Origin of the sequence: Bacillus sp. FSL P4-0248, assembly GCF_038593305.1 — a bacterium.
GTDB lineage: Bacteria > Bacillota > Bacilli > Bacillales > Bacillaceae > Bacillus > Bacillus safensis.
Window position 1 is genome coordinate 426222 of sequence record NZ_CP151983.1, and the last position, 12899, is coordinate 439120.

12 protein-coding genes are annotated in these 12899 nt (G+C 43.4%); 8 read left to right on the forward strand and 4 right to left on the reverse strand.

The features are described from left to right. Window positions 1-39: 39 nt before the first annotated feature. Genes NST65_RS02040 through tcyA form a run of 3 tightly spaced genes read right to left on the reverse strand, consistent with a single transcriptional unit; the run spans window position 40 to window position 2290 of the window. Window positions 40-783, reverse strand: a complete 744-nt coding sequence (locus NST65_RS02040; RefSeq protein ID WP_024424287.1) for an amino acid ABC transporter ATP-binding protein — start codon at window positions 781-783, stop codon at window positions 40-42. Window positions 784-795: 12 nt separating this feature from the next. Beyond that, window positions 796-1488 (reverse strand): amino acid ABC transporter permease, encoded by a 693-nt coding sequence (locus NST65_RS02045; protein WP_024427294.1) that lies wholly within the window; start codon window positions 1486-1488, stop codon window positions 796-798. After that, a complete protein-coding gene (tcyA, locus tag NST65_RS02050) occupies window positions 1475-2290 on the reverse strand; it encodes a cystine ABC transporter substrate-binding lipoprotein TcyA (RefSeq protein ID WP_024424285.1) in 816 nt (271 codons plus the stop codon). The genes NST65_RS02045 and tcyA overlap by 14 nt, the downstream gene beginning before the upstream one ends. 313 nt (window positions 2291-2603) lie before the next feature. Here tcyA and NST65_RS02055 point away from each other — a divergent pair, with 313 nt between their 5' ends. Both NST65_RS02055 and NST65_RS02060 read left to right on the forward strand, forming a co-directional pair. Beyond that, window positions 2604-3218, forward strand: a complete 615-nt coding sequence (locus NST65_RS02055) for a dienelactone hydrolase family protein (RefSeq protein WP_111927535.1) — start codon at window positions 2604-2606, stop codon at window positions 3216-3218. A gap of 356 nt (window positions 3219-3574) precedes the next feature. Beyond that, the gene (locus NST65_RS02060) at window positions 3575-4966 is read left to right on the forward strand and encodes an amino acid permease (RefSeq protein ID WP_258521795.1); all 1392 of its coding nucleotides are present in this window, start codon (window positions 3575-3577) and stop codon (window positions 4964-4966) included. Window positions 4967-5012: 46 nt separating this feature from the next. On the opposite strand, the gene NST65_RS02065 is transcribed toward NST65_RS02060, so the two are convergent. Further along, window positions 5013-6506 (reverse strand): peptide MFS transporter, encoded by a 1494-nt coding sequence (locus NST65_RS02065; RefSeq protein ID WP_065215321.1) that lies wholly within the window; start codon window positions 6504-6506, stop codon window positions 5013-5015. Window positions 6507-6769: 263 nt separating this feature from the next. Between NST65_RS02065 and NST65_RS02070 the strand changes: the two genes are divergently transcribed. From NST65_RS02070 to NST65_RS02095, 6 genes are all read left to right on the forward strand, one after another. Continuing rightward, a complete protein-coding gene (locus tag NST65_RS02070; protein ID WP_111927533.1) occupies window positions 6770-8557 on the forward strand; it encodes a right-handed parallel beta-helix repeat-containing protein in 1788 nt (595 codons plus the stop codon). A 195-nt stretch (window positions 8558-8752) separates the two neighbouring features. Then, complete coding sequence (locus NST65_RS02075) at window positions 8753-10078, forward strand: LLM class flavin-dependent oxidoreductase (protein WP_034283773.1); 1326 nt, start codon at window positions 8753-8755, stop codon at window positions 10076-10078. Window positions 10079-10095: 17 nt separating this feature from the next. After that, entirely contained in the window at window positions 10096-10599 is a 504-nt protein-coding gene (locus NST65_RS02080; RefSeq protein WP_024427303.1) for a GNAT family N-acetyltransferase, read from the forward strand. Between the two features lie 21 nt (window positions 10600-10620). Further along, window positions 10621-11412 (forward strand): amino acid ABC transporter substrate-binding protein, encoded by a 792-nt coding sequence (locus NST65_RS02085; RefSeq protein ID WP_034283775.1) that lies wholly within the window; start codon window positions 10621-10623, stop codon window positions 11410-11412. 24 nt (window positions 11413-11436) lie between these two features. Beyond that, window positions 11437-12111 (forward strand): amino acid ABC transporter permease, encoded by a 675-nt coding sequence (locus NST65_RS02090; RefSeq protein ID WP_024427305.1) that lies wholly within the window; start codon window positions 11437-11439, stop codon window positions 12109-12111. Between the two features lie 12 nt (window positions 12112-12123). Further along, the gene (locus tag NST65_RS02095) at window positions 12124-12870 is read left to right on the forward strand and encodes an amino acid ABC transporter ATP-binding protein (protein ID WP_025093644.1); all 747 of its coding nucleotides are present in this window, start codon (window positions 12124-12126) and stop codon (window positions 12868-12870) included. Window positions 12871-12899: the final 29 nt, after the last annotated feature.

Consider the following 12899-nt stretch of genomic DNA (forward strand, 5'->3'; position numbering starts at 1 on the left):
AAAAGGCTGTTCTCACCACGTGAGAACAGCCTTTTTTCATCATACTGGATTCAAAATCCGGTTTAAGAATTGTTTTGTTCGTTCTTCCTTTGGTCGTTTGAAGATTTCCTCTGGAGGACCTTGTTCGACGATGACGCCGCCATCAATAAAAATCACTTCGTCTGCTACTTCTTGGGCAAACTTGATTTCATGTGTGACAACCGCCATGGTCCAGCCTTCCTTCGCTAGATCCTTCATGACCTTTAAGACTTCTCCGACAAGCTCAGGGTCAAGCGCAGAGGTAGGTTCATCAAAAAGCATGAGCTCTGGCTGAATGGCAAGTGCACGGGCAATCCCGACACGCTGCTTTTGACCGCCTGAGAGCTGGAATGGATACAGATCCTTTTTATCTTCCAGACCGACCTTTTGCAAGAGCTGAATGGCTTCTTTTCGAACCGTTTCCTTTGGACGGCGCTGCACTTGGACAGGGCCTTCCATCACATTTTCAAGCACTGTACGGTGAGGAAACAGGTGATAATCCTGAAACACCATTCCTGATTTCCGGCGTAGCTTCAGCAGATCAGCTGATTTATTTTTTTTCGAAAAATCAATCGAGAAATCATCGAAGGTAAAGGAGCCGCCATTTGGTATTTCAAGTGCATTTAAACAGCGAAGCATCGTTGTTTTTCCTGAACCAGATGGACCGAGGATGGCCACAACCTGCCCTTTGTTGATCGAAAAATCAATCGACTTTAAAATCTCATTTTCACCAAAGGATTTCTTTAAGCCTTTGACTGTTAGCATGTCGTTCCCTCCTTACCTTGCGACATATCGATCAAGTCGTTTTTCAATTTGATGCTGAACGAGCGATAGAATGAAGCAGAATACCCAATAGATGAGGGCTGCTTCCATATAAATAAACAAGATCTGATCCAAGTTCGCCGCAGCAATCTCCTGTGATTTACGGAACATCTCTGCCACGAGAATTTGGGAGGCAAGGGATGTATCCTTCACCAAACTAATAAATGAATTAGAGAGCGGTGGAATCGATACACGCACAGCCTGCGGTAAAATCACGCGGACGAGCGTTTTGCGATGTGTCATCCCAATGGAATAACCTGCTTCCCATTGTCCTTTTGGAACAGACAGGACGGATGCACGGATAATTTCCGACGCATACGCACCTACGTTTAATGAAAAAGCAATAATGGCACTTGGATATGGATCCAGTGTGATATTAAATGTCGGAAAGAAATAGAAAATAATAAACAATTGCACAAAAAGCGGCGTTCCGCGAACGGCCGACACATAGATGGAGAAAATCCATCTGAGGGCTTTCATTTTAGACATTCTAGCAAGAGCTGTCACAAGCGCGATAAAAATACCAATAATAAAGGCAATGATGGCGAGGGGAATTGTATAATAAATCCCCTGCATCACCATTGGCCAAAAAGATTGCTGAAGAAGATCCCAAGGAATGACGACTCCTAGGATGTTATTTTGTAACATCTTCACCAAACCATTTCTTAGAAATCTTAGCGAGTGTACCGTCTTTTTTCATTTCTTTTAATGCGCCATTCACTTTGTCAACGACTTCGCCGCTACCTTTTCTGAATGCGAAATACGTTTCTTGAGGATCTCCTGTTTCAAATGCAACTTTTAGGTTTTTGTTACCGCTTGTTTTCAAGTAATTCAATACAGCCAATTTGTCATTGAACGTCAGATCAGCACGTCCTTGCTGAATCAATTGAATGGATTGTGCAAGACCTTCAACGCCTTCAATCTTAGCGCCAGCATCTGTTGCTAGTTTATTGTAGTTACTTGTTAATGATTGTGCTGCTTTTTTGCCTTTCACATCAGATAGTTTCTTGATGTCGTTGTTATCTGATTTTGTCACAACAATAGCTTGAGACGTTGTGTATTTATCAGAGAAATCGTATTGATTTTCACGTCCAGTTTTCCCAACTTGGTTCGCTACCACGTCAAAACGTTTTGCATTCAGTCCAGCAAACATACTGTCCCATTGTGTTTCTTTGAATTCAGGTTTTAAGTCAAGACGTTTTGCTACTTCTGTGATGACTTCTACATCATAGCCAGTTAATTTATCTGTCTTTTTGTCATGGAAGGTGAAAGGAGCATAAGTACCCTCAGTTCCGATGGTTAATACACCTTTATCCTGAATGGATTTCCAAAGGTCGCCTGATTCCTTAGACCCAGATTGTTTATTCGCGTTGTCGCTTGCACCAGATCCACATGCCGTGATCAATGCAACACAAACGCCTAAAATAATGGCAAAGAACATTTTTTTCATTTTATTCCCCACTTTTCTTGTTGGTATTTACAACATATGATCTTACAGAGAAGCAACCTAAAAGTAAAGCATTTGAAACTAGCTTGAGCGAATCTCACCAACTTTATGCCCTCAAACGGTCGAACGGACAAACGATAGAACTATACCCAAGTTAAAAGGTGAATAAAACCAATCACAAGTTCAAGATGATTAAGATGATTTGATTGGTGGAACGTTAGATAAACGATTCGGGTAAAATATGCTATGATCATCCCAACGAAATTTTCCAATCGATTCAATTGACTTCTAAGAAACAAAAGGGAAGTGTGAACATTTGCATACATCGAAACAAAAACCTGTCATGATCTTAATACACGAAATATACGGAATAAATGATCATATGAAGAGTATGATCCATTATTTCGACACAGCTGGTTTTGAGGTTTATTGTCCTCATTTATTGGGACAGGCGAAGCACTTCCCTTATGTCAGTGAAAATGAGGCTTACGACTACTTTATGAATAAAGTTGGTTTTGATAAGCCGGTAAAGAGTGTACTGAATCTGGCAAAAGAGTTAAAAACGAAGAATGCCGCGATAGATATATTTCTGCTAGGTTTTAGTGTGGGGGCAACAATTGCCTGGCGATGCAGTCAAAATGATCAGCTGTTTACCGGAATCATTGGATTTTATGGTTCGAGGATCAGAGATGACGTCGATCTTGCGCCTGCCTGCAAAACGCTGTTATTTTTCCCGGAGATCGAAGCATCCTTTCATCCAAGGGAGATTGCGAGTGTTTTGGAGAAAAAGGAAAAGCTTTGCGTGACAATAGTAGAGGGTGAGCATGGATTCGCCAATTCATATTCTGCGGCCTTTCACGCTGAATCTAAAAAGCGCTGCTTTCAGAAAATAGATGAATTTATCAAAGTGTGTTTGCTAAAAGCAGAATGACTTGTGACTAAAGTGATCATAAGAACTGTCTAAAATGAGACTCGAAAAGAATGAAACGAAACCAGTGTGCAACGATAAAGTTTCAAGCTGGTTTTTTTGTGCAATATTTTAGATATATCGCATCCTATCAAATGACCAGATCCACCACATAGTTGTGCGAACATTACTAAAATAAAGACTTTGAGACAGTGACCATAGAAGGGAGCATATTTATTATAAAAGATGTATAATTAGTAGGTTGTTTTGAAAATGGAATGAATCACATGGAGACATGTTTTGATAACAGAGCATCTTAGAAGAAGGAGGGCATCATTGTGGATGTTGGACAAAGTCAGCCTGAACAATTGAAAAGGGCGATGACCTCCCGCCATTTATTTATGATTTCACTTGGCGGTGTCATTGGGACAGGCTTTTTCTTAGGAACGGGCTATACGATTGGACAAGCAGGGCCAGTCGGAGCTGTTCTTTCATATATTGTGGGCGGATTGATCATGTATTTAACCATGCTGTGTCTTGGTGAGCTGTCGGTTGCACTTCCTGTGTCGGGGTCGTTTCATACGTATGCGACGAAATTTGTCAGCCCGGCAGCGGGTTTTGCTGTCGGCTGGATTTATTGGCTCGGCTGGGCAGCAACGGTCGCCCTTGAGTTCTTATCAGCAGGACAGCTGATGAGGCGCTGGCTCCCGCAAGTAGATGTGTGGATTTGGTGTCTCATATTCGGACTCTGTCTTTTCTTATTAAATGCCCGGTCAGCGAAAGCGTTCGGGGAGTCAGAGTTTTTCTTTTCCACCATTAAGATTATTGCAATTTTACTCTTTATTGGCGTAGGCGGAGCGGCGATGTTTGGGTTTATTGAAACAACGAGCGGTGAACCCGCCCCATACTTCAGCCATTTTGTGAGTGACGGGCTGTTTCCAAATGGCCTGCTCGCTGTTGTGGTTACGATGATAACAGTAAATTTTTCGTTTCAAGGAACAGAGCTGATCGGGATTGCGGCAGGTGAAAGTGAAAACCCTGAGAAAACCGTTCCCCGCTCGATTCATCAGACCGTATGGCGTACACTCGTCTTTTTCGTCTTATCGATTTTCGTCTTAGCCGGTATGGTGCCTTGGAAGGAAGCTAGTGTGCTGCAAAGCCCATTTGTTACTGTGTTTGAGAGAACGGGCATTCCTTTTGCGGCAGACATCATGAACTTTGTCATTATCATTGCTTTATTATCTGTTGCGAACTCTGGCTTGTATGCATCAACGAGAATGCTGTATTCCTTATCGAAGGAAGGAATGGCAGGAAAAGCGTTTAGACGCGTCAATCAGCGCGGTATTCCGATGAATGCCTTACTGCTCACGTTCCTGTTTACAGGGATTTCGCTGTTATCCGGGTTTTTTGCAGAGAAAACGGTATTTGCCTGGATCGTGTCCATTGCCGGCATGAGTGCCCAGACAGGCTGGATCACGATTACATTATCACAGCTGCTTTTCCGTAGAAAATACTTGAAAGCAGGCGGAAAGCTGGAAAACTTAAAATTTAAAACGCCTCTTTATCCTGTGCTGCCGATCATTGCAATTACACTGAATACCATCGTATTGGTCAGTCTTGCCTTTGATCAAGAGCAGCGCATCGGGCTATATGTCGGTGTACCGCTTATGATCATTGGATATGTTGTCTATCACCGCTATGTGAAAAAGCATCAGGCACAAAGTGAGCCGCTGAAGCTGCAAATCCATGGAGATGACGAGATCCAGTTTTAAACCATCAAAAAGAAGCCAACCCAATCGGGAGGCTTCTTTTTTTGATTCAATGAACGCCTTTCATCGCTTTCTTAATCACTGGTGTCAGTAATAGCATCACACCGCATAAAACGATGGCAAGGAATCCGATGATACCGAAATAAACGGTTTCCGGCACTTTATCAAACAGTTTGACTACTTGCGCATTGATCGCCTGTGCCATTGCATTTGAAAGGAACCAAAGGCTCATCGTTTGCGCTGAGAAGGCAGCAGGGGCCAGCTTTGTTGTCGCTGACAGTCCAACTGGTGATAAGCAGAGCTCTCCGATCACGACGAGGAAGAAGCTCAGAACGAGCCATAATGGGCTCACAAGTGTGTTCGGACCGGACATGTATGCAGGAATGATCATGATGATGAAGGATAACCCTGCAAACAAAAGACCGAGTGAGAATTTAATCGGGGTAGACGGCTGTTTCTTCCCAAGTCTGACCCATAACCAAGCAAACACTGGAGACAGCAGCACAATAAAGATTGGGTTCAATGATTGGAACCATGAAGACGCTAGTGTCATCCCAAGGAAATTCAAGTTTGTTCGTTGATCTGCATATGTTGCTAAAATGTTTGAGCCCTGTTCTTGAATCGCCCAGAACATCACGGCAGCAAGGAACAATGGAATATAAGCGAGAACCCTGGATTGCTCCACTGCGCTCGTCTTTTTACTGAAATACATGATAATGAAATAAACAATTGGAATGAGTACACCAAGGGCACTGACAAACCAAGTGAATAGATTAATTGTGAGTGCGCCTGTTTGAATGCCAATGACAGCAAAAATCGCAAGCAAAATCACAACCAATGAACCGTAAATTTTGAAGTTCTTACGTTCGGCAGCTGATAATGGATTTGTCACATACGTGCCGGCAAGACCAAGGTTCGGTTTTTTTGTGACCACAAATGTAATGAGTCCAACAAGCATCCCAACGGCAGCGAGTGAGAACCCGAGGTGGAAATTCACTTTTTGACCGAGTGTTCCGACAATTAATGGGGAAATAAAGCCACCCATGTTGATCCCCATGTAGAAAATACTAAATCCAGAGTCCCTGCGCGGGTCTGTTTTTGTATACAGGTCGCCAACAATGTTTGAAACGTTTGGCTTGAGAAGACCTGTCCCGATAATAATCAGTCCCATACTAATAAAGAGCGCTGTTGCTCCGCTTGGCAAAGCCAAAATCACGTGGCCAAGCATAATGAAAACTCCGCCATAAAAGACCGTACTGGATGATCCAAATACCCGGTCGGCGAGCCATCCGCCAATCACTCCTGACATATAGACAAGCGCACCGTAGACAGACATGATCGAATTGGCTGTCGTCTGGTCAAAGCCTAGACCGCCTTTTGTCACCTCTGTGTACATATAATAAATAAGCAGTGCACGCATGCCATAATAGGAGAAACGCTCCCAAAATTCAGTGAAAAACAGTGTGTAAAGTCCTTTAGGATGTCCAAAAAACCCTTTTTGAGGAACACTTTTAACAATTTTATCGTGATCAATTGTAGACATGGCATAGATCCTTTCTTAAAAAAAGAGATATGAGAAAAATGATATTCTTGTATAGTTCTTGTGTCAATATAAAACTATTCTAAAACAGGAAAATGTTAGTTCAATAGGCGTAAAGACTCAAAAAAATGAAAAATTCATTGAAGTGAAAATTATCGGAAAGTTATTCCTGAAGAATTTATTTAAAATTTGAAGCAATGTACAAGCAAACCTTTGACACATGCATAGGATGACGAGAGAACATGTGTGAAAAGGAGTGATTTAGGTTGGGGGAATTGAATGAAGCTGATCTAAAAAAACCTGTTGTCAATGTACTAGATTTTGGCGTAATTGCTGACGGGAAAACGGATTGCACAGCTAAGCTCAATGAATGTTTAGAGTGGACAAAAGCACAGGGGTATTCCCATGTCTGGCTGCCGAGCGGCACGTATTTAATCGATGCGGTGTACAGAGGTGATTCATTTTTTCCTTTTCGAGGTGCGGGTATACGGGTGCCAAGTCATATATGCATTGAGATGGCGTCAGACGCTGTGATAAAGGTAAAACCAAATGATTCATGGGGGTATGCAGCCTTTTATATAGGAAAGGTTCAGCATGTGACCATCCGAGGCGGGCGTATTGAAGGGGATCGTCATGAGCATGTATACAAGCCGCTCCCCGCTGAACGAAGAACCCATGAATGGGGCTTTGGGATATGTATTGAAGGTGCCTCACATGTGGAGGTGAATCATGTCCAAATAAAAAATTGTACGGGAGACGGCATCATTGTCAGTCCCCATGGTTTATTGACAGAGGGTGAACCTTACTCTCCTGCTTCATCTATTGATATTTCTGGCTGCACCATCACAGATTCGAGACGCAACAATATTTCGATTACAGGCTGTGATGGGGTTATTGTGGAGGATTGTCTCTTGGAAAGAGCAGGAGTAAATGGGGTCGAGCCAAGAATGGGCATTGATATTGAAGGCTATGGAGAAAATGCCGTTAATATGGAGGAGCCTCTGAATATTCAGATTCGCAACAACATCGTCAGAGGAGGTGCTGCAAGCTCCATCTATAACTTTAACGGCTATGGTGTGATCATTGAAGGCAATCATACAGATAGCAGTATCTCCTATGGCTTCTCCACCGAAACGATCATTGCCAACAATTTGATTCGTGCAGTAGGAGGAGGTGTGACAAAAGCAGGGATTACGAGCTTAGGCGTCTCACTTGGCCAAACGGAAAACAATGTAATGATTATTGGCAATATGATTGAGGGGTTTGAAAAAGGAATTGATGTGAGAGGAGACAGCGTTCACATTACAGGCAATAAGATTAGTCTTTTTGAAGATGCGGCTGTGTCCGTTTATATGGCGAATCGTATTCTAATAGAAGGAAACCATATTGAATCAGGAACGAATACCGGAAAAAGAAGCGCCTCGCTGCGTATCTATCAATCGGATAGTGTCGTCTTTTCAAACAATACGGTCTACTCTGTTATCGATGCGGCCGTGGTGAGAGGAACGAATATCCTGATCCAGCACAATCAATTCAAAGAATTCAGCAGAGGAATCTGGGTGCAGGAAGGGGAAGCTGGGCTCAACGGCAACCACTTTATTCAAGAAGGACACCCGGAGCTTGGGTCTTCGTATACGATCAGTGTCACTGGAAATGCAAAGGCTTTCATTTGGCATAATCGCTTTAAGCACTATCAAAACTACGCTGTATACAGCAGCACGACGGGGGCATTGGAAATTAAAGATAATTCCTTTGAAGAAACATCCTTATATGTGGTGATGTATATTAAAAATGGTTCACCACAAATTGGAGATAACCGTTTCTATTTAAATCGATCGATTGGACAGCCGACGGCGATCTTTATTGACCAGGCCGCCTCAGCCCGTGTGCTGCGCAATAACATCATCAATATTTCTCCTCAAAAAGCAATTGCCGTCCGTACCGCCAATTCCACTCATTCTGTCATCGCTCACAACATGCTGGAGCGTAGTCAATTGGTGACACATACCACAGACAGGCTCATCGGAAATATTGAGATTGATACACCGTCATGAGTGTTTGAAATCCCTTATTTTGGAGGTTCAGAAGGCGGTTGACAATCCTGTAAAAAGGGCATATAGTAATAATTATTTTTCATTTTTCGCAACATTTGCCCTTTTTTTATTAATAAAACCCATTAATTCAATCAGAAAAATGTATCTAAGGACTTCGGTTTGATACATTTAGGATATAGAAAGGATGAAGAACAAGTGTCACAGCCGAAAAGGAAGCTCAAGCTAGGCGTATTCATCGCAGGAACTGGACATCACGTTGCCTCTTGGAGACATCCGAATGCAGTACCAGACGCAGCCATGAATCTAGATTATTTTAAACAATTAGCGAAAAAGGCAGAGGAAGGAAAGCTGGATTTGCTCTTTTTAGCCGACAGTTTATCCATTAATCAAACCTCTCATCCGAACGTATTAACAAGATTTGAACCGCTCACGCTACTTTCATCTATTGCTGAGTCTACTTCAACCATTGGTTTAGCAGCAACAGCTTCCACTACATACAGTGAGCCTTTCCATATTGCAAGGCAGTTTGCCTCCCTTGATCATTTATCAGGCGGAAGAGCGGCATGGAATGTGGTCACATCTTCTATTGAAGAAACAGCGAAAAATTTTAGCGGAGAAGAGCATTTAGCACACCATAAACGATATGAGCGGGCAGAAGAGTTCGTCGAGGTCGTCAAAGGTCTCTGGGATTCTTGGGAGGAAGACGCCCTTGTCAGAAACAAGGAAACGGGAGAATTCTTCGAATCTAGTAAGCTTCATGAGCTCCAGCACAAAGGTGAGTTCTTCTCAGTAAGAGGTCCTCTCAACGTATCACGCACGCCGCAAGGGCAGCCCGTGATCATTCAAGCAGGATCTTCTGAAGATGGCCAAAAGCTTGCAGCAAAAACAGCAGAGCTCATTTTCACTGCACAAAACGATCTCGATAAAGCGAAGGAATTTTATCAAAGCTTGAAGGGGAAAGTAGAGGCTGCTGGCCGTGCTAGAGAGGACGTCAGCATCATGCCGGGTATCTTTCCAATCATTGCTGATACAGAGGAAGAAGCCCAAGCGAAATATGAAGAATTACAGGAGCTGATTGTTCCTGAGATTGGACTGAGCATTCTGCAAAATTACTTAGGCGGGATTGATCTGTCTCAGTATCCTTTAGACGGACCGCTTCCAGAGATTGATCCGAGCACGTCAAATGCGGTGAAAAGCCGTTTTGATCTCGTGATGAATATGGCGAGAAAGGATAACCTGACCATTCGCCAGCTTTATCAATCGGTTGCCGGCTCACGCGGTCATAATATTTTCATTGGAACGCCGCAGCAGCTGGCAGATGTGATGGAAACATGGCTTCGTGAAGAAGCAGCAGACGGCTTTAATGTCATGCCGCCGCTCTTGCCAGAAGGGCTGGATGTGTTCGTAGACCGCGTCGTCCCAATCCTTCAGGAGCGAGGCTTATTCAAAACCGATTACACAGGACAAACCTTACGAGAAAATCTTGGATTAACAGAGCCAAAAAATCGCTACACGACATAAGGGTGAGGTGACTAACGTTGGGATACACGTTTCGTCTGGCAACAGAGGCAGATATAGAGGCGCTGCTTGAACTGACAACAAGAGCATACGAGCCAATTCGTGAGCTAGGCATCCAGTTCCAAGCAGCACATGCCGATTTCGCTCTCGTTCAGAAAAATGTACAAAAGAATCTTTGCTATGTGATGGAAGAAAACGGAGAGCTTCTATCCACCTTATCACTCCGTATGCCTTGGGGAGAGCAGCCAGGACCGTTCGGCGTCCCTCATATCTGGTGGTTTGCCTCAGAACCAGCCGCCAAAAAAGGCACAGGCTCAGCCTTGCTGGAATGGGTGGAAACCGAAGTGCTAAGGGATACACTGAAGGTGCCGTACGTGTCGCTCGGTACAGCTGATAAGCATCCATGGCTGATAGAGATGTATGAGCGTAAAGGCTATGTCAGAGCAGGAGAAAAAGATTTAGGCAAAGGTCATATCACGGTTTATTTCAAAAAACAATTAAGATCAGATATCACACAACCATAAGAGGAAGAAGGGTTTACAAACATGAAAAACAAAAAGTGGCTAGTCGTTCTATTTGCAGCAATGCTGGCAGTTTTAGCAGCTTGCGGCGGCAATCAGAGTGAAGGCAAAGACGAAAAAGTGTTAAAAGTAGGCGCTACAGGACAAAGCTATCCGTTTGCTTATAAAGACAATGGCAAGCTTGTCGGATTCGATGTTGAAGTAACAGAAGCCATTGCGAAAAAGCTTGGCTACAAACTAGACTGGCAGCTGAGTGAATTCAGCGGACTGATGGGACAGCTGACGTCTGGTAAGCTCGATACAGTGTCAAACCAAGTTGCCATCACAGACGAGCGTAAACAAACATTTAACTTTACAGATACGTACGCTTACGCAGGAACACAAATCATCGTGAAAAAAGACAACAACGACATCAAAGGTCTTGACGATTTAAAAGGAAAAACAGTGGCGGCGGTTCTTGGCTCTAACCATGCTAAAAACTTAGAGAGCAAAGACCCGGACAAGAAAATTAAGATTAAAACATATGAAACGCAAGACGGCGTATTAAATGAAGTGGCAAATGGCCGCGTAGATGCTTATGTCAACGGACGCAGTGTATTACTTGCTCAAATTGAAAAAACAGGTCTGCCGCTGAAAATCGTAGGCAACCCAATTGTATATGAAGAAGTAGGCTACCCATTTGCGAAAGATAAAAAGCATGACAAACTAAGAGAAGAATTTAACAAAGCCATCAAAGAATTAAGAGAAGACGGGACACTTAAGAAATTGTCGGAGAAATACTTCAAAGACGATGTCACAGTGCCAATTAAAAAATAACGACAGCGGCGGTGAAGAGCAGACATGAACAAAATTGATTGGCAGTATATGGTGACGGTGTTTCCGACATTGCTTCAATACTTGCCGATAACGATCTTCATGGCGATTGTCTCCATGGTATTTGCCATTATCATTGGTGTGGTATTCGCTCTCATTACGAAAAACCGGATACCTGTTTTATACCAATTTGCCAAGCTGTATATTTCTTTCTTCAGAGCGGTTCCAACCTTGGTTCAGCTCTTTCTCATTTATTTTGGTCTCCCGCAGCTATTCCCTGCGATGACCTCAATGGATGCTTTAACAGCGGTCATTATCGGATTAAGTATTAAAAACTCGGCATACTTAGCAGAAATTTTCAGAGCGGCTCTGAACTCAGTGGATGAAGGGCAGCTGGAGGCGTGCTTATCTGTCGGTATGACAAGATGGCAGTCTTACGTTAGAATTATTTTCCCGCAGGCCATCAGAAATGCAATTCCAGCGACGGGGAATACCTTTATCGGTCTTTTAAAAGAAACATCTCTTGCCTTTACGATTGGTGTGGCAGAAATGTTTGCACAAGGGAAGATGATTGCATCGGCGAACTATAAATACTTTGAAACCTATTTAGCCGTAGGGATCGTGTATTGGGTGATGACGATCATTTATAGCTTCCTGCAGGACCTGTTTGAACGAAAAATCAGCAAACCTTACCGGAATTAAGGAGGTGTGGACATGATCAAGCTCACCAATTTGAAGAAATCATTCGGCGACCTTGTCGTCTTAGACGGAATCAATCTCGACGTGAAAAAAGGGCAGGTTGTGGCCATTATCGGACCTTCTGGCTCCGGTAAATCCACTTTGCTGCGCTGTTTAAATTTATTAGAAACGCCTGATGAAGGCACGATTGAAATTGGCGATGCGAGGCTCGATGCGTCCAAATATTCACGTAAAGAAGCCCATCACCTGCGTCAACAAACGGCCATGGTGTTTCAAAACTATAATTTATTTAAAAACAAGACAGCACTGCAAAACATAACAGAATCATTGCTTGTGACGAAAAAAATGACGAAGCAGCAGGCGAATGAAATCGGTATGAAACTGCTGAAGCAGGTAGGGTTAGAACAAAAGGCTGACAGCTATCCAGTCACGTTATCTGGCGGACAGCAGCAGCGAATTGGGATTGCCCGCGCGTTAGCGGTTGATCCACATGCGATTTTGCTGGATGAACCAACGTCTGCGCTTGACCCAGAGCTTGTCTCAGGTGTGCTTCAAGTCATTAAATCCATTGCGATCCAAGAAACAACGATGATCATCGTCACACATGAAATGGCGTTTGCAAGAGAAGTGGCAGACCATGTGATTTTCATGGCGGATGGTCATATTATCGAGCAGGGGACGCCAACTGAGCTATTTGATGAAACGAAGAATGAACGGACGAAACGATTTATCCAAAAAGAAGCAGCGGCTGAAGAAGCATAAGCTGCTTTTTATTCTTTAGAGGGGTGAGT

What these genes read in the sequence shown, in the direction of transcription:
- NST65_RS02040 (WP_024424287.1), bottom strand. Translation starts at nt 783, where the DNA reads ATGCTAACAGTCAAAGGCTTAAAGAAATCCTTTGGTGAAAATGAGATT.
- NST65_RS02045 (WP_024427294.1), bottom strand. Translation starts at nt 1,488, where the DNA reads ATGTTACAAAATAACATCCTAGGAGTCGTCATTCCTTGGGATCTTCTT.
- tcyA (WP_024424285.1), bottom strand. Translation starts at nt 2,290, where the DNA reads ATGAAAAAAATGTTCTTTGCCATTATTTTAGGCGTTTGTGTTGCATTG.
- NST65_RS02060 (WP_258521795.1), top strand. Translation starts at nt 3,575, where the DNA reads ATGACCTCCCGCCATTTATTTATGATTTCACTTGGCGGTGTCATTGGG.
- NST65_RS02065 (WP_065215321.1), bottom strand. Translation starts at nt 6,506, where the DNA reads ATGTCTACAATTGATCACGATAAAATTGTTAAAAGTGTTCCTCAAAAA.
- NST65_RS02085 (WP_034283775.1), top strand. Translation starts at nt 10,621, where the DNA reads ATGAAAAACAAAAAGTGGCTAGTCGTTCTATTTGCAGCAATGCTGGCA.
- NST65_RS02090 (WP_024427305.1), top strand. Translation starts at nt 11,437, where the DNA reads ATGAACAAAATTGATTGGCAGTATATGGTGACGGTGTTTCCGACATTG.
- NST65_RS02095 (WP_025093644.1), top strand. Translation starts at nt 12,124, where the DNA reads ATGATCAAGCTCACCAATTTGAAGAAATCATTCGGCGACCTTGTCGTC.